The sequence below is a fragment of the Flavobacterium sp. SM2513 genome, from assembly GCF_050908145.1.
Taxonomy (GTDB): Bacteria; Bacteroidota; Bacteroidia; order Flavobacteriales; family Flavobacteriaceae; genus Flavobacterium.
In genome coordinates, this window is record NZ_CP194228.1 from 2,259,335 (window position 1) to 2,283,087 (window position 23,753).

Sequence of the window (23,753 nt, forward strand, 5' to 3'; positions counted from 1 at the left end):
CGAGTTTTTTATATAAAACTACAATCAGATTTAGAGCATTAAAAAAATATGAATAAAGCAATACATTTTCAGAAAAGTCTATTTCAATTTGGAATACCAATATTCCTAATCGGATTATTAGTCGTTTTAGCAAAAGCACCCGTTTTCACGACAAACGCAAATATTTTGTCGATAGGAATAACTTTTGATTTATTATTGACTGTTCCTTTTGTTTATTTTTTACTCATTAGAAAAACGAATATTCCGAATACTACGGTTGTTCCTTTTGTAATTATAGGAGTTATAATGGGGTCATTTATTCTTCCTTCAGAAAATCAATATTACCTTAATTTATTTAAAATTTGGGTACTACCCATAATTGAATTATCTGTTTTATCATTTGTAATTTACAAGGTTCAGAAAGCAATTAAATTTCATAAAGCACATAAGTTTGAATCTTCCGACTTTTTTACGACTTTGAAAATTTCTTGTGCAGAAATACTCCCTAAAGTTGCAGTTATACCTGTGATAACAGAAATTGCCGTTTTCTATTATGGATTTATTTTGTGGAAGAAAAGACCATTGAAAAGCAATGAATTTACGTATCATAAAGAAAGTGGAACGATTTCATTATTGGTTGCAATACTATTTATTGTGGCTATTGAAACGGTTACATTTCATATATTATTGTCAAAATGGAGTGCTGCAATCGCTTGGGTTTTTACGATTTTAAGTATTTACTCGGGCATTCAAATTTTCGGTTTTTTAAAATCAATGTTTTATCGACCTGTTTTATTCGAAGACAATAAACTATATCTCAGATACGGAATTATGTGTGAAACCACTATTGATATAGAAAACATAGAAACGATTCTAATTTCCTCAAAAGATATTGAAATAGATAATGAAACTAGACAATTGTCATTTTTAGGAGCATTAGAAAGTCATAATGTTATCATTCGATTAAAAGAAGAAGAAACACTAATAAGTTTATACGGAATTAGAAAAAAATTCAAGGTCTTGGCGGTGCATATTGATAATAAAGTTGAATTTCACAAACTTATAAATAGTCGATTATAGTAACTGGCTCCATTGCTATTTGCTTTTGTATTCTAATTTTAAATGAATCATAAAAGTTTTTAAAATTAATTTCAAAAAAAAAAGCCGCTCCAAGTTAGACTTGAAACGACTTTTTAGCAACCCACAAATTATTTATTCCTTTAAAATTTTATAAGTAGTTATTGCTTGATTTTCTGAAGTCACTCTGACTAAATAAGTACCCGTAGATAAATGATTTAAATCAATTTTTACTTCAGTTTCATTAAATGTTTTAGAGAATAGGGCTTGACCCAACATGTTCACTAATTCCACTCGTTTTACAATTTGGTTGGCACTAACGATTACGAAAGATTTTGTTGGATTTGGATAGACTGTCATGTTAAATTTGACCAAGACTTCTCTTCCTAGACAACCACCTTCGGTCATTGTTATTGCTAAACGCGTTGTGCTTTCGCAGCCGTCATTAAGTGTTTGTGATGCATAGTAGGTTGTTCCTGTAACAATTAAAGTTGCATCTGGAACCAGATTTCCACCTGTTGCTGCATCGTACCACATTATATCGGTTCCATTTGTAACAATTTGACCAACGGTTTCACCTGCACAAAATGTTTGATTTGCAGTTCCTGTTGGTGCTTCCGTTAGGATAACCGTTGCTACAACCGCACTTCTTGTTGAAGTACAACTTCCGTTAGTTGCTTCTGCATAATACGTGGTTGTTGCTGTTAAGTTTGGAGTTGTAAAACTTGCTCCTGTAAATAACGCCGTTCCACCTGTTGCATTGGCAAACCAACTGATTGTTCCTGAACTGGCTGTTGCCAATAAAGTTAGCGTTCCGTTTCCGCATCGAGATGCTGGAGTTGTTGCTGTAATTGTCGCAGTTGGGTTGATAGTTGCCATAACCGCTGTTCGAGTTGTTGAACAAGTTCCATTAGCCGCTTCTACATAATAAGTAGTTGTTGCAGATAAAGAAGGAGTTGTAAAACTTCCACCATTGGCTAAAGCCGTTCCACCTGTTGCATTTGCATACCAACTGATTGCTCCTGAACTCGCCGAAGCTTGTAAAATTACGGTACCGTTGCCGCATCTTGAGGCAGGCGTTGTTCCTGTCAAAACTGGTAAAGCATTAATTGTTGCTACAACTGCACTTCTTGCTGAAGTACAATTTCCGTTAGTTGCTTCTGTATAATACGTGGTTGTTGCTGTTAAGTTTGGAGTTGTAAAACTTCCTCCTGTGAATAACGCCGTACCACCTGTTGCATTTGCAAACCAATTGATTGTTCCTGAACTGGCTGTCGCCAATAAAGTTACCGTTCCGTTTCCGCATCGAGATGCAGGAGTTGTTGCCGTAATTGTTGCATTCGGGTTGATAGTTGCCATAACCGCTGTTCGAGTTGTTGAACAAGTTCCATTCGCTGCTTCAACATAATAAGTTGTAGTTGCAGATAAAGAAGGAGTTGTAAAACTTCCACCATTGGCTAAAGCCGCACCACCTGTTGCATTTGCATACCAACTAATGGTTCCTGAACTCGCCGAAGCTTGTAACGTTACACTACCGTTGCCGCATCTTGAGGCAGGAGTTGTTCCTGTCAAAACTGGTAAAGCATTAATTGTTGCTACAACTGCACTTCTTGTTGAAGTACAACTTCCATTAGTTGCTTCTGTATAATACGTGGTTGTTGCTGTTAAGTTTGGAGTTGTAAAACTTCCTCCTGTGAATAACGCCGCACCACCTGTTGCATTTGCAAACCAATTGATTGTTCCTGAACTGGCTGTCGCCAATAAAGTTACCGTTCCGTTTCCGCATCGAGATGCAGGAGTTGTTGCCGTAATTAAAGGATCAGCCGTAATTGTAGCCTCAACAGGAGTTCGTGCTGATGTACAGTTGTTTTGAGTAACTTCTACATAGTAAATAGTAGTAGTCGATAACGAAGGCGTTACAAAAGTTCCACCAGTAGCTAAAATACTTCCACTCGTTGCACTACCATACCATCTTATGGTTCCGCTATTAGCAGTGGCTGAAAGTGTTACAGTTCCCGTTCCACAACGAGCTGCAGGAGTAGTTCCTGTAAGCGCTGGTGTAGAATTTACGGTTGCAATAACGGCTGTTCGACCTGATGTACAGGTTCCAATTGTAGCTTGTACATAATAGGAAGTAGTTGCGGTTAGATTTGGCGTAATAAATGTCAATCCAGTTGCCAAAGCGGCACCGCCGGTTGCATTTGCAAACCAACTGATTGTTCCTGCACTTGTTGTTGCTGAAAGTGAAACCGTTCCGCTGTCGCAAATACTTCCTGGAGTTGTACTCGTTATTGTAGGTGTTGCATTAATTGTTGCAATAACTGCTGTTCGAGAAGAAATACAACTTCCGTTTGCCGCTTCCACATAATAAGTTGTAGTTGCAGTTAAACTTGGCGTTGTAAAACTTGTACCTGTTGCTAAAGCAGTTCCACCTGAAATGGAAGCAAACCAACTGATTGTCCCTGAACTTGCCGCGGCTTGTAAAGTTACAGTTCCCGCATCACAACGTGCAGCTGGTGTAGTTGCTGTAATCGTTGGAAGTGCGTTAATTGTAGCCACTACTTCTGTTCTTGGCGAAATACATCCTGTTTGACTCACTTGAACATAATAACTTGTAGTTGCTGTTAAAGTAGGAGTTGTAAAATTAGCACCTGTGAATACTGCTGTTCCACCAGTTGAAGTCGCAAACCATTGAATTGTTCCTGAACTTGCCGTAGCTTGTAGAGTTACATTTCCACTGCCGCATCTTGAAGCAGGAGTTGTAGTAGCAATTGTTGGCGTAGAATTTACTGTTGCAATTACAGCAGTTCTAATTGAAGAACACGTTCCAAATTGAGCCTCTACGTAATAAGTTGTAGTTGCTGTTAAACTTGGCGTTATAAAAGTAGCGCCTGAATTTAACGCCGTTCCGCCTGTTGCAGCGGCATACCAATTTAAAGTAGCGCCTGAACTTGCCGTAGCTTGTAAAGTTACTGTTCCAGAATCACATCGTGTAGCTGGGGTGGTAGTTGCAACAGTAGGAAGTGCATTGACAATAATAAATGCTGACTTTGTTTCGGTATCACTACCGTTAAAGTTAGTTGCAATTAATGTTACTGCATAACTTCCGGGCGTGTTGTAAACAATTTCTGGATTTTGAACCGTAGAGGAATTAGGCGTTCCTCCTGTAAATGTCCATGTCCATGCCGCAGGTAAATTGGTCGATGTATCGGTAAAAGTTACCGTTTCACCTATACAAACGTTTGTTGCCGATGCCGTAAAATCAGCTACTGGAGGATCTGTTGGACAAGCCGAAGCTGTAAATCCTGCGGAAGCTCCATCAGCATTTCCACCAAAATAAGCGTAGAATTGATTGGGACTTGCACAAACAGTTGTATTTAGCGTTTCAGAACTTCCTCCATCTGCATCTCCTCCAAAATAGGCATAAAACTGAGCTGGATTTCCGCACGTCGTTGTGTTTAATGTTTCGGATGTGAATCCGTCTCCATCTCCACCTCTGTAGGCAAAAGATTGGGAAGGTGCACCACATGTTGTATTTGTAAGACTATTGAATGTTGATAAACTACCGTTTCCACCAAAATAGGCATAAAACTGAGTAGGATTACTACATGTTGCATTAGTTACAGTACCTAGAGAAAAGCCATCAGCATCACCTCCATAGTATTGTCCATAAATCAACGTGTTAAACAATAGAAATAGCATGAACACAACCTTTTTTATATATGTTGTTTTCATCGTTATTTGATTTTATAATTAATTTTTTTTCTTAAACAGAGTTACTCTAACTGTGTTTATATCAAATGAACGATTTAACGAACACCTCTTCCGCCATACGTATAATTTCTCGTGTTAGAAACAGTTGTGGCATTGGATCTATCAGAAGTTCTTGAAGGATTAGCGGAAGGATTGTAATATGCATTTCCTCTCAAACCTAAACCGATTCCTGTAGTATTTGAAGGCCAAGTCGCAACATCTGCATCTCCTAAAAGTGTTAATTCTCCATTTCCTAAAGCACCTGTGAATGAAGCTCCAATTGCATTTCCAGTGGTTACCGTTCTTTCCCAAACATTTCCAGACATTTCCATTACTCCATAATAAGCAGCTCCAGAGGAAGCTCTTCCAGAAGATGAAGTAGCAAATAAACCGACTCTAACGGGGCCAAAAGTAGCCTGAAAAGATACGCTGCCATTAAATAAATTTCTACCATTTACTACAGTTGCAATATTTTCATCGGCTTTATATGCAGTAGCTGCAACTACAGAGTTTGAGGCATAAGCGTTGAAATCAGTAGTACCCCAAGGGTATTCACCTTCAACTCTAGCAAGCGGTCCTCGGCATATTTTTTCAAATTCCATTTCTGTCATAGGACGTAAAGCAGACCAATCTAAATAAGCTGCTAAATCTGCCCAACTCAACCAATTCATCGCTATGTTCTGACCGTCATCTGTATTGTTTTCGATTCCATTAGTAGCATCACAAGCAAATACACCAGGTAAAATACTATTACTTCCTGTCGTTATTAATTTTACTCCGTTTCTATATTGGGTCCCTGTCGTAAAAGCGCCAGTTCCTGCAGCTGCAATCGGGTCTATAGCAGTACGTTCCTTTTGTTGGTCGTAAGTCAAGGTATTTAAAAACTCTACATATTGCTCTTGTGTCATTTCATATTTCATTGAGTAAAATGAGTTATACCCCATTGGAAAAGTGTTAGGAACATTAACAGAAGCACCACCTAAGACTGCAGCGGATAATCCACCAGATTGCGAAGAGGATGTTACTGAAATACTGTTGTATTTTGCAACACTAACGCCATCTCCAAGTTCAAAATTTCCTTGTGGAATATTCACCATTTCTACTCCAAACACTTTATAGTTATATGTTCCAGCTGGAATATTTAATTTTAAAGTAATTGATGTACTCGGAATGTTTCCACCGCCAAGAGCGCTTCTTCTCAAGAAAACCCCCTTAGCATCAGTCACCATATCCACTTGTAAAGGTGAAGCTGCTGTATTTCCTGTTGTAGCGATTGTTGCATGGTACCATTGTCCCGTTGCACAGTCTTGGTATTTTACAAAAACCCAAACCGCATCCCAATTCGCTGGAGCTAAATTTGTGTTCCAACTGTTTTCCCAACTAATGTTGAAGGAAATGTCTGACCCAGTCACTGCTGTTCCAGAAATCTGAAGATTATTTGCATAGGAGGTCATCCCAAATCCAAATAATAAAAGTCCTATGGACCATTTCGAAAGTAGTTTTAAAGCCTTCATATCTTTTATTTTTTAAAGTTATCCTCCAAAATTACAGATACTATATGTGCAAAGAAATAAGGCATATGTCGTAGTTTTAATAATTATGAACTTATTTTACGCATAATAAGTATTATTTCATGCGACGCTCATTAAATATAATATTGGTTTTGTAATTTATATTACTTCCGAAACCAATGGACATTACCAAAAAATTGTGTTGTACGATGACTTCCAAATAAACATATAATTTTAATAGTAAACGAGGTTCAACTGGGCATTCGCTAATGAAGCAGAACAAATGGAATAAATCTTTTTCACTAAATCTTTATTGAAGTAAATAATTTATTAGCTTAAAATTTATCATTTCATTTATACACTGTTTAATTTTTATATCGTAATATTGCAATATATAAACAATAGAAATATGGGTGCGACAAAAACAGAACATTTCACAGAACGTCAAAACGAATTAGCTAGAATGGCTAAAGCACTAGGTCATCCCGCTCGAATTGCAATTATTGATTATTTATCTACCGTTGATACTTGTATTTGTGGAGACATCGTGAAGGAACTGCCTCTTGCACAACCGACCGTTTCACAACATTTAAAAGAATTAAAAAATGCAGGTTTGATTAAAGGAACGATTGAGGGAACTGCAATTTGTTATTGTATTGACGAAAATGCGCTGAAACATTTGAATGATTACATCGCTCATATTTCTGAACGTATTTCAAAAAGAACTACTTGTTGTTAACTGCTAAAATTTAAAAAATATGAATACCAACGAAGAGATTAAAGAAATGGTAAAGCAAAAATACAGTGAAATTGCTTTGCAAGACCAAGACACTAATGCGAGTTCCTGTTGTGGAAGTGGCGGTTGCAGTACCGAAGTTTATAATATTATGAGCGACGAATACGACCATTTGGACGGATATACTGCTGATGCTGATTTGAAATTAGGTTGTGGTTTGCCAACAGAATACGCCAAAATTAAACTAGGAAACTTAGTAGTCGATTTAGGAAGTGGTGCAGGAAATGATTGTTTTGTAGCGCGACATGAAACGGGCGAAAGCGGAAAAGTAATTGGTGTCGATTTTACTGAAGCTATGGTTGACAAAGCACGAATAAATGCAGAAAAACTAGGTTTTAATAATGTTGAATTCCGATTGGGCGATATTGAAAAACTTCCAATAACTGCAAATGTGGCTGATGTAGTCGTAAGTAATTGCGTGATGAATCTCGTTCCAGACAAACCCAAAGCTTTTGGCGAAGTATTTCGGATTATGAAATCGGGAGGTCATTTTAGTATTTCTGATATTGTTTTGACTGGTAATTTACCGGAAAAAATTAAAAATGCCGCTGAGATGTATGCCGGTTGTGTGGCAAGTGCCATTCAAAAAGACGAATATTTGCAAATTATCAAAGACGCGGGATTTACAAATATTAGACTTCAAAAAGAAAAACCAATTATTGTTCCGAATGATATTTTGAAAAATTACCTTACAGAGGAAGAAATAGCAGATTATAATTCTAAACCAAATATCATTTTTAGTATTACAGTTTACGCTGAAAAAACAGAAAGTTGTTGTGAACCAAAAAGTGGTTGTTGTTAATAAACACTCTATCTGAATAAACCCGTTCCTAGCTCTAAATTGGTTAAGAACGGGTTTCTTTTTATAAAAGTGTTGTTAAATTACTCTAAAATAATTCCAGCACAGCTAAATATAATTTCTTTTTAATTAGGTTTGCGAATTGAAGTCAATTCATGTAAAATGACTCTAAATAATAACAGATTTAAGACTAAAATAGTTTCGAAAATTAGCATACTTTTGGATTTTTGATTCAATAATTGACTTATTTCTTTAACATTCGAAGTTGATAAGTGGAGCAGTGTATAGATTTTAAAAATAAATTTCGGAATGGCGAAAGATAGCAAAACTACAAGTAAGAGAATTTTAAATAACCGGTTGCACATTTTCAATCGTTATTATAAGATTACAAAATTTTATTCTTTTTTAAAGAGTACAGCCATTAAGGGCGGAATTGCAATTGTATTTTTTGTAACTGTTTTACTTGCTTTAGAATATTTCTTTTTAGATTTTAACGCGATGTTGGATAGTTTAGTAACCAATTATTCTCCAACAGTAATTTTTTCCTCTTTTCTATTATCAGAAACTGTCTTGGGATTAATTCCGCCTGAAATTTTTATCGCTTGGGCTTCAAAGTCAGCTTCTCCATGGCTATTTCTGTTTATTTTAGCAACCATGTCTTATTTGGGAGGAATTATTGCTTATTTTCTAGGAAATCGGTTGTTCTTAATTCCGGCAGTAAAAAATCACATTGAAAACAAAATTGCACTACACATCAATAATTTACGTAAATGGGGTGGCTTATTTGTTTTTATTGGCGCCATGTTACCTTTGCCACACTCGATTGTGAGTTTGGCGTGCGGATTAATTAAATACGATTTCAAAAATTATCTTTTATGGGCTTTGTTCCGATACGTGCGGTTTGTAATCTATGCGTTAATCATCTTTCAAATTTTTTAGTATAATGAATTGGTTGAAAAAACTTTACGATTGGGTTATCAGTTGGTCGGAATCTAAATATGGTCCTACTTTTCTTTTTATATTGGCATTTATCGAATCCATATTTTTCCCGATACCGCCAGATATCTTATTGATTGCTTTAGCTTTAGGTGCTTCGGGTAAAGCATTCAAATATGCATTTATTTGTACAATGGGTTCCGTTTTGGGCGCTTTTGTTGGCTATTACATCGGAAACATTTTGTGGTTGACTGCAGCTGGGGAATTCTCTCCTTTTGCCAATTTCTTTTTTACAAATGTTCCCGGTTTTTCAGTTGATTTATATGAAAACATTAAAAGCTTATTTATAGAATATGATTTTTGGGTCATTTTTACCGCTGGTTTTACACCTATTCCTTACAAAGTTTTTACGATTAGTGCAGGTGCTTTTGATATCAATTTAGCTATGTTTGCGATAGCCTCATTAGTAAGTCGTGGAGCACGTTTTTTTATTATAGGCTGGTTAATATGGAAATACGGTTCAAGTATTAAGATTTTTATTGAAAGATATTTTAACCTTTTGGCTCTTGTTTTTACCGTTGTATTGATTGGAGGATTTACATTAATAAAATTCATTGGTTAAGCAACTGCTTCAATAAGTGTTGTAAAATATTTAGAAATGCCGGATTATCTGTTTGATAAAACGGCATTTTTTTTGCATTAAAAAGAAATAATTTTACATTAAATTCCCACAATCTCTACTTTACTTCTTCCGCTTGCTTTTTTACTTACTTTAATTTGTACCGGAATTCGTTCAGTCATTTCTTGCACGTGTGAAATTACACCAACTTTCCGGCCTTGATTGTGCAAACGTTCCAATGCATCCATGGCAACGTTCAACGTATTTGGGTCCAATGAACCAAAACCTTCGTCAATAAATAAGGATTCTACCTTCATTTTACTAGATGAAAGCGAAGCAAGTCCTAATGCCAAAGCTAGCGATACCAAGAACGATTCTCCACCTGAAAGCGAATATACGGTTCGGATTTCGTCGCCCATATCTAAATCGACTACTTGAAGACCCAACGTACTAGGAATGCGTTCAATTTTATAACGACTCGTCAACACTTGCAAATGAATGTTAGCATAACTAAGCAATACTTCTAACGTGTGTTCTTGTGCAATCTGGCGAAATTTCTTTCCATCTGCCGAACCGATTATATCATTTAATTTGCTCCAATTATCGGTAATTTTTGTTTGTGCTGAAATTTCCTTCAATAAATCACCAATTTTATTTTTATTTGCCTCGTCTTCTTTGAGTTTAAAGCCAATATTTGCTTTTTGCTGTGTGAAATTTTCATGTTGAGCTTTAGCGCTTGCAAACAATAATTTTAAATCTTCTAACACTCGTTCAGATGGTCTTTTTGCAGAATGTTCTTCAAGGTTTTGTGTTCTCTCGAGTAGGATGGAAGCTGTTTTTGTATATTCTTCTTCTAAATTATTCAGGACTTTTCGTTCAATTTCTATCCAGTCTGTAGTAAAACTCAGTAGGTCATTTAACTCTAAAAGTGTCAATGGTTGCTGAAACTTTTGATTGTAATGGTTCAACCAGTTCAGAATTTTAGTCTTTGAAATTTCCAATTCTAATTCTAATTTTGAAATACCATTCGAAATTTCTTTAACCGAAGTTTCTGCTGTAGCTAAATCAATTTTATTTTGTTGTAAATTGTTCTTCGTTAATGTTAAATTGTTCTGAGTTATTTCAACGATTTTTGCGAACTTTTGTTCCATCACTTCCGCAGAAATACCGTCATAAATGGCATTTCGTTTGGATTCTAATTCAATACAATTATTTTCATGGAATTTATAAAGATTCGATTTTTGCAAAAGTTCTTCCTCTATACTTTTTTCTAGACTTTTCAATTGTTGTAACGTTGCTAAAGCTAGTGATTGCTGGTTTTTATCCTGTTCTAACTTCTCCGATTTCGATTTCCATTCGATAGTAAAATTTTGAATTGATTGAATGAAATCAGATGGTTTTTCAGTCCACTTTCCGAACCAATCCGAGGCTGTAAAGTAGATTGAAAGCTTGTTTTGAATTTCTGTCAAACCGGTAGTTGCTTGCGAAAGTTCTTTATACAATCCTTCTAACTTTTCATTGATAATGGCAAGTTGGCTTTTGAATTCTTTCAGGGTATTGCCACAAACTTCTTTGTTTTCTTTCAATTTTTCAAGCAATACTCTATCTTTTTCAAGCTGATTTTTTTGTTCCGTATGTGCTTTTATTTGCAACTGATAATCTAATTGTTCGTCTTTTAATTTTTTTACTTTTTCGGCTATCCAAATTGATTTTTGTTCATCATCAATGTTTTGACAATTAACAGAAACAGCATTTAAATTCCATTCTTTAGTTTTATTTTCAACAAGTAATCTTTTAGAGTTAATTTCAGTTTCTTGCCGCTGAATTAGCGCTGTTAAACTCTTTAATTCTTGTTCTAAACTACTACTTTCGCCAAAAGTCAGTAAGTACGTTTTCTCATTTTGCTGATGTATGTCTTCCAAAGTACTCCACACTTTTTCAAGCTGTGGATTGTGCGACACATAAGGATGTTCTTCGCTTCCGCAAACGGGACATGGCTCATTAGTAATTAATTCTGCTCGAATGGTTTCCGCACTTCCGCTAGCCGACAACCGTGCTTTTTGAAGCAATTTCTCCGAGGTTTCTTTTGCAACATAATGACGTTCTAATTGCGTTTTCAGCTTTACTAAATTTTCTTTTTTCTGCAAATCATTATTTTGGTCATTTGTTTGTTTTTGGCGCAAAGCCTGAAAGTCCAAATTCATATTGTGTAAAACACTCCAAATGGACTGTGCTTTAACAGTTGCATGTAGTAATCGGTCGGTTTCGTCTTTATTAAGAAGCAACTTTTCAATAGGAATCAGTAAAACCGCACTGGATTGTTTTTCAAATGCTTTTTGTTGGATTATGTAATCATTTTCAAACTCCTTAAAATGGGTTGAAGATGCTTTAATATCTAAAGTTATAATGGCAATTTTCTGCTCTAAATCCCTTTTTTCTATATGTGCATTTTTTTGTGAACCTACTAATTTTTCAGCATCAGAAAGTTTAGAAACAATGATATCTTTATGTTCTGCAATGGGTTTTTTGGCTTTATATTTTGTTTGCCAATCTTCACTATTTTTAATTTCATGGAGGAGTTTTGCAAGCTCATTCTCCTTTTCTATAACTTGTTTTTGATGATTACTTTGTTTCGTTCTGACCGTTTCTTCATCTGTTTTTGCAACCAATTTTTGCTTTTCTTTCTCTGAAATTAACGTATCTAACTCTTTGGCTTTAGCTAATTTTGGCAAAGCATCTTTGTGTAATTCAACAGCTTGTTGAAATTCTATTTCTTCTTTCTTAAATTGTGTATCAAGGTTTTCATGCAGAAAATTTAATTCAACTATTTTGGTTTTTAAAACTGCTAATGCACTATTTTGCTCCACTAACTGTTTTTGATTGTGTAATAAAGCATCGTTCCAAGTTCGTGTCGTTTGAGCTTGTTCTACTTGAGTAAGTTTCTCTTTTCGTGGCTTTGACTGAACGATTAGCAGGTTAGCATTTTGCAAATTTACATTCGCAATTTCCTTACTATTTAACAATTGGGTAAACTGTTCGTGCCAATTTATTTCCTTCGTGAGTCCATCAACTTCTAAAGCAAGTTGCTTGGTTTGACTTACTAAAACTTCCTCATCTTTTTGAATTTGATCAATTTGCTCCTCACTCAAAGTTGCGATTCCTTCTCTTCGAATATTCAATTCTCGAAAAATTTGCTCTTCAATTTTATACTTTTCAAATATCTTCTTTGATATTTCTGAGTAAATATGTGTCCCGGTCAATTTTTCCAACAAAGATGATTTTTCATCTTTACTTGCCTTCATAAATGCAGTAAAGTCGCCTTGTGCCAATAAAACCGAACGGGTGAATTGCTCAAAATTCAAACCGACTAACCGTTCAATTTCTTTGTACGTTTCCGCTTTCTTACCAGGCAAATCGGTATTTGTTGAGGTGTTTTTGAGTGAAATTGTGTCGGCTTGCAAACTTCCATCTGCTTTATTTCTGGCACGTCTGACACTCCAAGTCGATCGGTAATTTTGCCCATCTGTTCCAATAAAATCTACTTCGGCGAAGCCTTCGGAAGTTCCATCCCGAAGAATACCTCTTACATCACCTTGACTCATAGTGCTTCCTTGAACGTCGTGGATTTCGATTCCCATTTCCTTAGCTTGAAGGTAACGAGGTGTTTTTCCGTAAAGCGCCAAGCACAAAGCGTCTAACAATGTTGATTTTCCAGCACCTGTGGGACCCGTTATCGCAAATATTCCGGCTGACGCCAAAGGTTCGCTTGTAAAGTCAATTTCAGTGGTTCCTTCTAAAGATGCTAAATTCTTGATTCGAATAGCGTTTATTTTCATTATGCTTCTGTTTGGTTGACATCAATTAGGGTTTGCTGAAAAAGTTCCATCAAATGCTCGGGAACTTCCGCACTGTATTTCGCTTGATACGATTTGGTAAACACATCAACAGGTTGTAATTCGTGCAATAATTCTTGTTGATTGAATTCGCTTGTCGACTCTTTTTTATTGGGATAATAGGGTTGAATTCGTGCAAGTCTGACATTTTTATATTTCAGCACTTCCTCGATTTTGTACCGCAATGCAGGTTCAGGTTCTTCTAAAAGTACTTGAATTTCAAGATAAGGTGCTTGTTCAAAATCATTTTTATCGTGTAACTGTTGCAGTTCTACAAGTACATTTTCCAAAGGTTCAGCTTTTAATGGTATTCGCAAAAGTGGAATTGTAACAGGAATTTCAAGTGTTTTTAGAGAAGTAATTTCATTTTCCAATTCAAAAATAACGACTTGGTGTTTATAATTTCTTTCTGAAAACGACATCGGAAGCGGACTTCCCGAATACCGAATGTGTTCTTTTCCGCCAATGCGTTGTGCTTTGTGTATGTGTCCCAAAGCGACATATTTCATTTCGGAATCAAAAGCCGTTGCAGAAATACATTCAACACCGCCCATAATTAAACGTTCGGTTTTGTCCATGTCCGAAATTTCGGCGTGATGGGTATGCATATGTCCCATTGCAATAATGGTTTGATTATCTGACATTCGTGTTTTTGCAAACTCGAAAGCTTCCCGATATAAAGCCGTCACACCTTCCGAATAAGGATTTGAAGCATTTGCAACACTTGGATAATCACCCATTCTTAAGAAAGGAATGGCGAGACACCAAATGGTAATTTCGCCTAATTTATTTCGCAGAGGAATAGTGAGTTTCTCATAGTTGATACTTCCATCACTATTTTTTTCTATGGTTCCTATGATGTGAATGTTAGAAGATTCTAACAAGGGTTTAGGAGCTTCTAAACGGGAAGCGGAGTCGTGGTTTCCAGCCGTTATGACAATCTGTAAATTTGAATTTTGAGCAGTTGCTTCACGCAAAAATGTATAAAGCATTTTAATGGAAGTTGCAGAAGGATTGGAAATATCAAATACATCTCCACTTACTAAAAGCACTTCGATTTCCTCAGAATTAATTGTTTCTATAAGCCAATTTAAAAATGCTTGGTGCTCAAAAGTTCGGTCGTATTCGTGGAATAGTTGGCCTAAATGCCAATCAGCGGTGTGGAGTATTTTCATTAGATGGATTTTCTAATGTAAAGGTAGGAAAATTAGTTAAAGTGCAACGATTGAATTTTGGTGCGATTGCTGCAATTATGCGTTTGCTGATTTTAAGGGTTTAAATGTAATTTTCCAAACATTTCAATAAAAAATTGACCGATACTTGGATTATTGCCGTGTGACTGGTTCCCCATTAAACATTGGAGACGTAAGCTTTTTATGCATGCCCGAACGGGTGGAAAGGACATACGCCATTACAGCTACTTCGACAACCTGACTACCCGTGACCTTCGTTGCAACAAGTATCGGTTCAATTTTTATTTCGTTGATTATTTTATTTCGTTGATTATTAGTATCAAACGAAACCAATCAGTTTTCAATTTTTTCTTTGTCTTTGTTTCTACGTGCGTAAAAATTAATGAGCAAAGATGGGCTTGAAATCTTTTTACTAAATTATAAAATACAGTAGGAACGAATCTTACAGAATTCAATTCGTTTTTTATGTGATTTTAAGCAACCGCATTTTTAATATCACAATTTTGAAATGCTTATTTAAAATTGTGTGTTACTGTTTGAAAAGTCGTATATTCGAATTGTATTTGTATAAAAAAATTCTAATTAAATACATCTAATAAAATTATGCTATTCTTATGAAAACAGGACTGATTGTCTTTTGTTCCTTACTCTTATTATTTACTTTAATGCCTTTTGTTAAAAAACAGTATTGGGTGTTTAGGGTTTGCGAATATCCCCGTCTTCAAAAATTTGTTGCAACATTATTATCTATTGTAGTACTGATTTTTTACATTTCAATAGACGACACTGTTATGCTTATTTTTCTAATAGCAATGATTCTCAACGCGGCTTACTTACTTTACCTTATTTCTCCCTTTACCAAGTTGGCCAAAGTGCAAGTCGTCTGCATTGACCAAGAAATGCCTGATAACGGTATTAATATTATGATATCTAATGTATTGCAAGACAATAACAATTATAAGGGTTGTCTGCAAGAAGTACACCGCATGAACCCTGATGTAGTTTTGCTTTTAGAAATTAATGCGGAATGGGAAAAAGCTACAAAAAAACTAGAAGATGACTTTGCTTATCACGTAAAAGTGCCACTAGAAAACAAGTACGGAATGGTGTTGTACTCTAAATTTCCGCTAGAGCAAACAAGTATAAAATACCTCGTAGAAGCGGATATTCCTTCAATTCACACACAAGTAATATTGAAAAATGGAACGGTAACCCAACTCTATGCCGTCCATCCCACACCGCCAGTTCCTAATGAAAACCCGTCTTCTGAAGAACGCGACAAGGAACTCTTGATGGTAGCTGACCTTGCTAAGGCTTCTAAAATTCCCGTTGTTGTTATTGGTGATTTGAACGATGTGGCATGGAGCTATACGACTACGCTTTTTCTAAAGATGAGTGGTTTGTTAGACCCGCGAATAGGAAGAGGCTTTTTCAATACCTTTCATGCCCACTACTTCTTTATGCGTTTTCCACTCGATCATGCTTTTATTTCAACGGATTGGAAATTGAAAGAGATTCACCGCCTGAAAAACTTTAATTCCGACCATTTTCCCATCTTTATCAGCTTGCAATACGAAGCACAAGCCCATTTGGAACAAGAAGCTTTACAGCCCGACGCCAATGATATAGAGGAAGCTAACGAAAAGAAGGAGTAGGCTAAATCAGTTGTTTTTCTTGCTTCTTTACCCTCTAAATTTCAAGAGGTTGTGTCTTTAGAATAAAAAGACTAGTTTTGGAAAAAATATAAATTAAATGAAAAAATTAGTTACATTAGTATTAGTGGTTATCGCAACAACGTTTGCAGGATGTTCAAGTGATGACGGAGGAGGAAGTACACAGGATGATCTTTACATAAAGTTCACCTACGAAGGTCAACAATATAATTTTGAGCCAGCAACAATTACATCGGGACAAAAATTGATTGATGGAATGGAAGATGTAAACGACATTCAAACAAGATTAAGCTTACGGATGCCCGAAAACCCTACAACAGGCACATTTAACATTACAGACGAAACTGTTACAGATACTAATCTTAACACGTTGCACAGCGGCATTTTATATGTTGGAGATGCTACGTATGACGGTGTAACTGGGACTATGATAATAACAAGTGTTAGTGAAGAATACGTTATCGGAACATTTAGTTTCTCCGGTGAAGATGAAAACGGAGTAACAGTTGCTGTAACCAATGGAAGTTTCAAAGCTTTTAACTAATACTGAATTAAAAATAAATTGAGTCTCCTTATTGGAGGCTTTTTTTTTGATTTTTTTCCTACTAATGATTTATATATTGCAATGATCAAAATTTCACAATATATTTACAACTGAATTTTAACCTTAAACACAATCAGAATGAAAAAAAACGCAGTTCTTTTCTTATTATTATTTACGGGAGTAGTAATGGCTCAAAAAGTGGATGTTAAAAAAGGAGATTTTAAATTCCTTTCCAATCAAAAGGAAATAAATGTAGAATTTGTCTATAGTAATTTGAAATTACTGAAAGAAGAATTTTCTGAAGAAGAATATGTAAAAAACAGATCAGAAGACCTCAATGAAAAATCAAAAGGCACTGGAGATGTTTGGAAGAAAAAATGGGAAGGTAGTAAAGAATTTATTTGGAATCCGAAATTTTTAGAGCTAGCAAATGTTGTGCTTTCAAAAGAAAAAGTAAATCTTGTTTTCCAAGAAGGATTAGCTAATGCCAAATACACTTTAATTGTAGATGTTGTCTGGATTTATCCAGGTTGGGATGCAGCAGTGATGAAACAACCAGCAAAAGTAAGTACGATTTTAAGATTTGTTGAAACGGCGAACCGAAACAATGTTGTTCTTGAAATCCACACGGATAAAGCTCCTGGCGATCAGTGGGGTAGTAACTTTAGTAACGAATCTAGAATAGGTGAAGGTTTTGCAAAAACTGCCAAAACGATGAGCAAACTTATAGCGAAAAAAGCTTTTTAATTTAAGCGTCTTTATTATTGTGAAAACCGGAGTTTTTAACTCCGGTTTTTTTTTATGATGTTTTTTCAAAATTTAAAAGATGTGCCATGTTCTTTATTAAATTATCGTGTTTTTTCACGAATGGATTATCCTGGTCCCAAACATAACCGGCTAAAACCGCACATATTTTTTGTTTAACATCTGGATTTTCTGGTTGATGAAAAAATAAAGTTTGAAGGTTACCTGTGTACCATTCTTTTACGTACGTCGTGAAGACGGCAATTCCGCTCTTCATGTATTGAGAAAATTCGACTTCCCAATCTATTTGTTCACCATTTAATTGTCGGTGAATTAATTTTGCCGAAAGCATTCCTGATTCGGTTGCAAAAGCTACTCCCGAAGAAAATACAGGATCTAAAAACTCTGAGCTATTACCTGTTAACGCAAATCCATCTCCGTACAATTGCTTAACTGCACGAGAATAATTTTCTAGCTTAATTGGCTCGAATAAAAAAGGGACATCCCCAAAACGATTTATATAAAAATCAGATAATTGGATTGCATTTTTTAAGGCTTCAGTAGTATTATTAGTTTCTGAAAGCGCATTGACAAATGCAGTTGAACCTACAACACCTATACTCGTATTTCCGTTTGAAAATGGAATAACCCATAGCCACACTTCTTTTTCAAGAATATCAAAAGAAATTAATGTTCCTTCTTCACCTTCAGGTCGGTTAACGTCTTTTACATGTGCAAAAATAGACGAATGTGGGTCTAATTTAGATGGAGCATCCAAATCTAGTAAGCGAGGTAAAACGCGTCCGTATCCGCTGGAATCGATAATAAATTTTGCATGCACTTCTTTTATTTGTCCGTCCTTAGTCTTAATTGTGGTAATGGAATCACTGCCCTCGAATTTTACTGCCGTAACTTCGCTTTCAAATTCTAAATCTATACCTTTTCTAATAATTTCCTGTGCCATTGCATTGTCGAAATCGGCTCTTGGCACTTGCCACGTCCAGTCCCAGCCTTCAGAAAACTTATTGCTAAAATCAAATAAACAAATTTCTTTTCCTCTGATGAAACGGGCACCTAATTTTTTTTCAAAGTTCATAGTGTCAAGCGCTTCTAATAATCCAGCCTCAGCAAAATGATCCATTACTCGAGGTATAAGACTTTCGCCAACTACTAAACGTGGAAACCTAGTTTTCTCTACTACCTTAACTTTTATTCCATTATTATGAAGATATGACGAAGAAACACAGCCCGAAGGACCTGCTCCAATTACTAACACATCAACAAATTCCATAGTCATATTTTTATTTTTTCTTATTAATATTATCTTAACTTTGTCCCGGTCAAATATAAAGACATAAAATTTAATTTATATAATATAGCTTATATATTTTCTAAGAAAAAACAGATTTAATGAGTATCATAAACGAATATTTACACTTGTCAGAATTCAAAGAAATTGTATTTAATAACAAGAATATTGAGCTTAGTGACAATCTTTTGCATCGAGTAGAAGCAAGTTTTAATTTTTTAGAAAAGTTTTCAAAAAACAAAATAATTTATGGTGTAAATACGGGTTTTGGTCCAATGGCTCAATATCGAATTAAAGATGAAGACAGATTACAATTGCAGTATAATTTGATTAGAAGTCATTCATCTGGAACGGGGAAACCTTTAAACTCCGTTTGTGTTAAAGCAGCAATGCTGGCCAGGCTGAATACACTATCTTTAGGTAATTCCGGAGTTCATCCCTCAGTGATTCACTTGATGAAAGAGTTCATTAATAAAGACATTACACCCCTTATTTTTGAGCACGGAGGCGTTGGAGCTAGTGGAGATTTGGTTCAGTTGGCACATTTGGCATTGACTTTAATAGGAGAAGGCGAAGTGTTTTATAAAGGAGAAAGACGTAATACTAAAGAAATTTTTGAGACGGAAAATCTTCAGCCAATTACAGTAGCAATTCGGGAAGGGCTCGCTCTCATGAATGGAACTTCTGTAATGACCGGTATTGGTATTGTAAACATTCATCAATCGGAAAAATTGCTGAATTGGTCGGTGAAATGTTCTTGTGCTATCAATGAAATTGTTCAGGCATATGACGACCATCTTTCAGCAGAATTAAACAATACAAAGCATCATTTCGGGCAACAAGAAATTGCAAAGAAAATGCGCGGAAATCTTGAAGATAGTAAGCTGGTAAGGAAACGAGAAGATCATCTTTATAATGGTACAAACCAAGAAGACGTTTTTAAAGAAAAAGTGCAAGAATATTATTCGCTGCGATGTGTACCTCAAATTTTAGGACCGGTACTCGATACTATCAAGAATACAGCAATGGTTTTAGAGAATGAAATTAATTCTGCAAACGATAACCCAATTGTAGATGTAAAAAATCAACAGGTCTACCACGGTGGAAACTTTCACGGAGATTATATTGCATTAGAAATGGATAAATTGAAATTAGTAATAACAAAATTAACCATGTTGGCGGAACGCCAATTGAATTATTTGCTAAATTCAAAAATCAACGAGATTCTTCCTCCATTTGTTAATTTAGGCACATTGGGATTTAATTTTGGAATGCAAGGGGTTCAATTCACGGCAACCTCTACGACGGCAGAATGCCAGACGTTGTCAACTTCGATGTATATACACAGCATTCCAAATAATAATGACAATCAAGACATTGTAAGTATGGGGACAAATGCAGCCGTTATCACAGGAAAAGTTATTGAAAACGCATTTGAAGTATTGGCTATAGAACTGATCACCATTGTTCAAGCAATTGACGCCTTAGAACAAAAAGAACTTGTTTCTTCCGTAACCAAAAAGATGTATGATGAAGTTCGAAGTATTATTCCTACATTTAAACAAGATCAAGTGATGTATCCCTTTGTTCAAAAAGTAAAAGAATATTTGATGGACAACTAAAAATCAGAGAACGTTTATCTTGTAATTATGAGAAACGCTACTTTTTCATTAGTACGGTTTTTTAATTTTTTTACACGAAATAAGGTTAGTTTGCAGTTAGAATTTTCGAAAAAGAAATGGTTTAAAGCTACCAATTGATTTAATATTAAATAGAAAAATATGAAGTGTGCTCTAGTAACAGGAGGTTCCCGAGGAATTGGAAGTGCTATTTGTCAAAAATTAGCTGAGGATAACAATTATCATATATTGATTAATTATCAATTTAATAAGGAAGCTGCTGAAAATACGTTAGAAGAAGTAATTAAAAGAGGGGCAACAGGGGAGATAATGAAGTTTGATGTTGCCAATGAAGAAGAAGTTAAGACTGTTTTAACGGAATGGCAAGATGCAAATCCGTTAGCAATAGTAGAAGTTATTGTCAACAATGCTGGTATTACAAAAGATGGGCTTTTTATGTGGATGACGCATGAAGATTGGAGTAAGGTTATAAATACTAGTTTAAATGGCTTTTTTAATGTAACCAATTTTTTTATGCAGAAAATGCTCCGTAATAAATATGGACGAATTGTCAACATGGTTTCGCTTTCAGGTGTAAAAGGTACCGCGGGTCAAACTAATTATTCTGCAGCAAAAGGGGCGGTTTTAGCCGCTACTAAAGCATTGGCCCAAGAAGTAGCCAAACGCAATATAACTGTAAATGCAGTAGCTCCAGGATTTATACGAACGGATATGACAAGTGAATTGGACGAGAAGGAATTGATTAAAATGGTGCCAGCCAATCGATTTGGAGAAGCGGAAGAAGTAGCTGAATTAGTAGGGTTTTTAGCTTCGAGAAAAGCAGGATATATTACTGGTGAAGTTGTTAATATAAATGGCGGAATTTATTCATAAAACTACATTTTAAATAATGGACAAAAGAGTCGTAATTACGGGAATGGGAATATATTCGTGTATAGGTACTTCAATTGAAGAAGTGAAGAAGTCACTTTATGAAGGCAAATCAGGGATAGTATATGACGAGAATCGAAAAGAATTCGGCTTTCAGTCTGCAATCACAGGGATGGTTCCAAAACCAGACCTGAAAAATTTATTAAGTCGCCGTCAGCGAATCAGTATTGGTGAAGAGACGGAATATGCTTACATGGCAACAATCGAGGCATTAAAAAATGCTAAAATAGAAGATAATTATTTTGATGAAAATGAAGTAGGTATTCTTTTTGGAAATGATAGCGTTTCGAAAGCTATTATTGAAGCTACGGATATTATTCGTGAGAAAAAAGACACCTCGTTAATAGGTTCTGGAGCTATTTTTAAGTCCATGAACTCAACAGTAACAATGAACCTCTCTACTATTTTTAGATTGCGTGGTATAAACATGACCATAAGTGCTGCTTGTGCAAGCGGCTCACATTCAATAGGTTTGGCGTTTTTGTTGATTAAAAGCGGAATGCAGGAAATGATTATTTGTGGAGGAGCTCAAGAAATTAATAAATATGCCATGGCGAGTTTTGATGGTTTAGGCGTTTTTTCTCCCAATGAAAAGGAGCCTGCTAAAGCCTCAAAACCATTCGATTCTAGTCGAGATGGTTTGGTGCCAAGTGGCGGTGGAGCTTCTTTAATTATCGAAAGTTATGAATCAGCTGTAAAACGTGGTGCAACTATACTTGCAGAAATTGTGGGGTATGGATTCTCTTCCAATGGCGGTCACATTTCAACTCCAAATGTTGAAGGACCTGCGACAGCGATGCGTCGTGCTTTGGAACAAGCTGGATTGAATCCTAGTGAAGTGGATTATATAAATGCACATGCAACTTCCACTCCTGTTGGAGATACTAATGAAGCCAAAGCGATATTTGAAGTTTTTGGAGAAAGCAATCCGCATGTAAGTTCCACAAAATCGATGACAGGTCATGAATGTTGGATGGCCGGTGCTAGCGAAGTTATTTATTCAACGATTATGATGCAAAATGATTTCATAGCACCAAATATCAATCTTGAAAATCCAGATGAAGACTCTAAGAAGTTAAATATAGCAACCAAGAGGATAGATAAAGAAATTGATATATATTTGTCAAATTCTTTCGGGTTTGGAGGTACAAATTCCGCAATAGTAGTGAAGAAATTTAAAAAATGAATATGAATAAAGATGAAATTTTAGAAAAAATCAATGCGATTTTAGTTGACGAGTTTGAAGTCGATTCCGATGTAATAACTCCCGAAGCAAATCTTAAAGATACTTTAGGATTAGATAGCTTAGATTATGTCGATTTGGTTGTTACCATAGAGGCTAATTTAGGTGTAAAATTAACCGAACCTGATTTTGTTGGAATTGCTACTTTTCAAGATTTTTACAATATGATTGTATGTAAAATAGAAAGTAAGAATTAAGACAATATGAGTGAATGGGATGGTAAATCTAAAGGTACTCTTTTAGGCTATAAAATATTTGTATTCTGTATTAAAAAGCTAGGAATCAAGGCAGCATATTCTGTATTGGTTTTTGTAGCTTTTTATTATTTTTTATTCGAAAGAAAATCTAACAAAGCTACATTATATTATTTAAGAGAACGACTTAAGTATCCCTATTTTAAGTCAATTGTCAATCTATATAACAGCTATTTTACGTTCGGTCAAATTATTATCGATAAGATGGCTATTTCAGCGGGTTTAAGAAATAAATTTACTTATGAATTCGATGGTATCGAAGTGCTTACTCAACTTTTAAGAGATAAAAAAGGAGGCGTCTTGATTAGTGCTCATATTGGTAATTTTGAAATTGCTGAGCATTTTTTTGCAGATATCGATTTGGACTGCCAGATTAATTTGGTAACTACTGATTTGGAGCATTCCGTTATTAAAGCTTATCTGGAAAGTGTGAGTCTAAAATCATCCATAAAATTTATATTTGTAAGTGATGATATGTCTCATATATTTGAGATTAACAACGCATTATCTAATAATGAGCTAATTTGTTTTACAGGAGATAGGTATTTTGAAGGCACGAAAAGCATGTCAGAATTGCTACTAGGTGAAGAAGCTAATTTTCCCGCTGGTCCTTTTTTAATTGCTTCAAGATTAAAAGTTCCCGTGGTTTTTGTGTATGTTATGAAAGAGCCAAATTTGCATTACCACCTTTATGCAAAGATAGCAGAGGTAAAACAACGAGACGAAAAAGGTCTACTGAAAGCATACACCCAAAGTGTTGAAGCTATGCTGGAAAAATATCCGCTCCAATGGTTTAACTATTTTATGTTTTGGAATAAAGCAGAATAAAAAAATAATTTTCGCGAAAATTTGAAACTAAA

The 23,753-nt window shown here is 35.4% G+C and carries 18 protein-coding genes; 13 read left to right on the forward strand and 5 right to left on the reverse strand.

Translation table 11 applies throughout. The annotated features are described in order from the left end of the window. The first annotated feature begins 48 nt into the window (after nt 1-48). On the forward strand, nt 49-1,059 hold the full coding sequence (locus tag ACQ5J2_RS09485; protein ID WP_432670167.1) for a hypothetical protein: 1,011 nt from the start codon (nt 49-51) through the stop codon (nt 1,057-1,059). Nucleotides 1,060-1,191: 132 nt separating this feature from the next. On the opposite strand, the gene ACQ5J2_RS09490 is transcribed toward ACQ5J2_RS09485, so the two are convergent. Beyond that, a complete protein-coding gene (locus ACQ5J2_RS09490; RefSeq protein WP_432670168.1) occupies nt 1,192-4,791 on the reverse strand; it encodes a T9SS type A sorting domain-containing protein in 3,600 nt (1,199 codons plus the stop codon). Nucleotides 4,792-4,865: 74 nt separating this feature from the next. Beyond that, nucleotides 4,866-6,323: an SUMF1/EgtB/PvdO family nonheme iron enzyme gene (locus ACQ5J2_RS09495; protein ID WP_432670169.1), complete on the reverse strand. Its 1,458-nt coding sequence runs from the start codon at nt 6,321-6,323 to the stop codon at nt 4,866-4,868. A 406-nt stretch (nt 6,324-6,729) separates the two neighbouring features. On the opposite strand from ACQ5J2_RS09495, the gene ACQ5J2_RS09500 reads away from it, so the two are divergent. The 4 genes from ACQ5J2_RS09500 (at nt 6,730) to ACQ5J2_RS09515 (ending at nt 9,473) form a co-directional block, all read left to right on the forward strand. Next, the gene (locus ACQ5J2_RS09500; protein WP_432670170.1) at nt 6,730-7,059 is read left to right on the forward strand and encodes an ArsR/SmtB family transcription factor; all 330 of its coding nucleotides are present in this window, start codon (nt 6,730-6,732) and stop codon (nt 7,057-7,059) included. A 19-nt stretch (nt 7,060-7,078) separates the two neighbouring features. Continuing rightward, nucleotides 7,079-7,918: an arsenite methyltransferase gene (locus ACQ5J2_RS09505; protein ID WP_432670171.1), complete on the forward strand. Its 840-nt coding sequence runs from the start codon at nt 7,079-7,081 to the stop codon at nt 7,916-7,918. Nucleotides 7,919-8,224: 306 nt separating this feature from the next. Then, complete coding sequence (locus ACQ5J2_RS09510) at nt 8,225-8,854, forward strand: YqaA family protein (protein ID WP_432670172.1); 630 nt, start codon at nt 8,225-8,227, stop codon at nt 8,852-8,854. Nucleotides 8,855-8,858: 4 nt separating this feature from the next. After that, entirely contained in the window at nt 8,859-9,473 is a 615-nt protein-coding gene (locus tag ACQ5J2_RS09515) for a YqaA family protein (protein WP_432670173.1), read from the forward strand. A gap of 98 nt (nt 9,474-9,571) precedes the next feature. Here ACQ5J2_RS09515 and ACQ5J2_RS09520 read toward each other — a convergent pair whose 3' ends face one another. Then, nucleotides 9,572-13,306 carry an AAA family ATPase gene (locus ACQ5J2_RS09520; RefSeq protein WP_432670174.1) on the reverse strand — a complete coding sequence of 1,245 codons (3,735 nt, stop codon included), beginning with the start codon at nt 13,304-13,306 and terminating at the stop codon, nt 9,572-9,574. After that, on the reverse strand, nt 13,306-14,538 hold the full coding sequence (locus ACQ5J2_RS09525) for an exonuclease SbcCD subunit D (protein ID WP_432670175.1): 1,233 nt from the start codon (nt 14,536-14,538) through the stop codon (nt 13,306-13,308). The genes ACQ5J2_RS09520 and ACQ5J2_RS09525 overlap by 1 nt, the downstream gene beginning before the upstream one ends. A gap of 632 nt (nt 14,539-15,170) precedes the next feature. Between ACQ5J2_RS09525 and ACQ5J2_RS09530 the strand changes: the two genes are divergently transcribed. The 3 genes from ACQ5J2_RS09530 to ACQ5J2_RS09540 all read left to right on the forward strand — a co-directional run bounded on the left by ACQ5J2_RS09530 (nt 15,171) and on the right by ACQ5J2_RS09540 (nt 17,520). Continuing rightward, entirely contained in the window at nt 15,171-16,211 is a 1,041-nt protein-coding gene (locus tag ACQ5J2_RS09530) for an endonuclease/exonuclease/phosphatase family protein (protein ID WP_432670176.1), read from the forward strand. Between the two features lie 97 nt (nt 16,212-16,308). Then, the gene (locus ACQ5J2_RS09535) at nt 16,309-16,773 is read left to right on the forward strand and encodes a hypothetical protein (RefSeq protein WP_432670177.1); all 465 of its coding nucleotides are present in this window, start codon (nt 16,309-16,311) and stop codon (nt 16,771-16,773) included. Between the two features lie 138 nt (nt 16,774-16,911). Next, a complete protein-coding gene (locus ACQ5J2_RS09540) occupies nt 16,912-17,520 on the forward strand; it encodes a hypothetical protein (protein ID WP_432670178.1) in 609 nt (202 codons plus the stop codon). A gap of 52 nt (nt 17,521-17,572) precedes the next feature. Here the strand turns inward: ACQ5J2_RS09540 and ACQ5J2_RS09545 are convergent, their stop codons facing one another. Further along, nucleotides 17,573-18,814: an NAD(P)/FAD-dependent oxidoreductase gene (locus ACQ5J2_RS09545; RefSeq protein ID WP_432670179.1), complete on the reverse strand. Its 1,242-nt coding sequence runs from the start codon at nt 18,812-18,814 to the stop codon at nt 17,573-17,575. 113 nt (nt 18,815-18,927) lie between these two features. Here ACQ5J2_RS09545 and ACQ5J2_RS09550 point away from each other — a divergent pair, with 113 nt between their 5' ends. The 5 genes from ACQ5J2_RS09550 (at nt 18,928) to ACQ5J2_RS09570 (ending at nt 23,721) form a co-directional block, all read left to right on the forward strand. Beyond that, nucleotides 18,928-20,448, forward strand: a complete 1,521-nt coding sequence (locus ACQ5J2_RS09550) for an HAL/PAL/TAL family ammonia-lyase (RefSeq protein ID WP_432670180.1) — start codon at nt 18,928-18,930, stop codon at nt 20,446-20,448. A gap of 159 nt (nt 20,449-20,607) precedes the next feature. After that, entirely contained in the window at nt 20,608-21,339 is a 732-nt protein-coding gene (fabG, locus tag ACQ5J2_RS09555; RefSeq protein ID WP_432670181.1) for a 3-oxoacyl-ACP reductase FabG, read from the forward strand. A gap of 16 nt (nt 21,340-21,355) precedes the next feature. Continuing rightward, on the forward strand, nt 21,356-22,582 hold the full coding sequence (locus ACQ5J2_RS09560) for a beta-ketoacyl-[acyl-carrier-protein] synthase family protein (protein ID WP_432670182.1): 1,227 nt from the start codon (nt 21,356-21,358) through the stop codon (nt 22,580-22,582). A 2-nt stretch (nt 22,583-22,584) separates the two neighbouring features. Beyond that, a complete protein-coding gene (locus ACQ5J2_RS09565; RefSeq protein WP_432673292.1) occupies nt 22,585-22,836 on the forward strand; it encodes a phosphopantetheine-binding protein in 252 nt (83 codons plus the stop codon). 6 nt (nt 22,837-22,842) lie between these two features. Further along, nucleotides 22,843-23,721, forward strand: a complete 879-nt coding sequence (locus tag ACQ5J2_RS09570; protein ID WP_432670183.1) for a lipid A biosynthesis acyltransferase — start codon at nt 22,843-22,845, stop codon at nt 23,719-23,721. Nucleotides 23,722-23,753 lie beyond the last annotated feature (32 nt).

Bases quoted from the DNA above. Each gene is read 5' to 3' on its own strand.
- ACQ5J2_RS09535 (WP_432670177.1), top strand. From the start codon at position 16,309: ATGAAAAAATTAGTTACATTAGTATTAGTGGTTATCGCAACAACGTTT.
- fabG (WP_432670181.1), top strand. From the start codon at position 20,608: ATGAAGTGTGCTCTAGTAACAGGAGGTTCCCGAGGAATTGGAAGTGCT.
- ACQ5J2_RS09565 (WP_432673292.1), top strand. From the start codon at position 22,585: ATGAATAAAGATGAAATTTTAGAAAAAATCAATGCGATTTTAGTTGAC.
- ACQ5J2_RS09525 (WP_432670175.1), bottom strand. From the start codon at position 14,538: ATGAAAATACTCCACACCGCTGATTGGCATTTAGGCCAACTATTCCAC.
- ACQ5J2_RS09490 (WP_432670168.1), bottom strand. From the start codon at position 4,791: ATGAAAACAACATATATAAAAAAGGTTGTGTTCATGCTATTTCTATTG.
- ACQ5J2_RS09510 (WP_432670172.1), top strand. From the start codon at position 8,225: ATGGCGAAAGATAGCAAAACTACAAGTAAGAGAATTTTAAATAACCGG.
- ACQ5J2_RS09550 (WP_432670180.1), top strand. From the start codon at position 18,928: ATGAGTATCATAAACGAATATTTACACTTGTCAGAATTCAAAGAAATT.
- ACQ5J2_RS09530 (WP_432670176.1), top strand. From the start codon at position 15,171: ATGAAAACAGGACTGATTGTCTTTTGTTCCTTACTCTTATTATTTACT.
- ACQ5J2_RS09570 (WP_432670183.1), top strand. From the start codon at position 22,843: ATGAGTGAATGGGATGGTAAATCTAAAGGTACTCTTTTAGGCTATAAA.
- ACQ5J2_RS09485 (WP_432670167.1), top strand. From the start codon at position 49: ATGAATAAAGCAATACATTTTCAGAAAAGTCTATTTCAATTTGGAATA.
- ACQ5J2_RS09500 (WP_432670170.1), top strand. From the start codon at position 6,730: ATGGGTGCGACAAAAACAGAACATTTCACAGAACGTCAAAACGAATTA.
- ACQ5J2_RS09505 (WP_432670171.1), top strand. From the start codon at position 7,079: ATGAATACCAACGAAGAGATTAAAGAAATGGTAAAGCAAAAATACAGT.
- ACQ5J2_RS09540 (WP_432670178.1), top strand. From the start codon at position 16,912: ATGAAAAAAAACGCAGTTCTTTTCTTATTATTATTTACGGGAGTAGTA.
- ACQ5J2_RS09545 (WP_432670179.1), bottom strand. From the start codon at position 18,814: ATGACTATGGAATTTGTTGATGTGTTAGTAATTGGAGCAGGTCCTTCG.
- ACQ5J2_RS09495 (WP_432670169.1), bottom strand. From the start codon at position 6,323: ATGAAGGCTTTAAAACTACTTTCGAAATGGTCCATAGGACTTTTATTA.
- ACQ5J2_RS09560 (WP_432670182.1), top strand. From the start codon at position 21,356: ATGGACAAAAGAGTCGTAATTACGGGAATGGGAATATATTCGTGTATA.
- ACQ5J2_RS09520 (WP_432670174.1), bottom strand. From the start codon at position 13,306: ATGAAAATAAACGCTATTCGAATCAAGAATTTAGCATCTTTAGAAGGA.
- ACQ5J2_RS09515 (WP_432670173.1), top strand. From the start codon at position 8,859: ATGAATTGGTTGAAAAAACTTTACGATTGGGTTATCAGTTGGTCGGAA.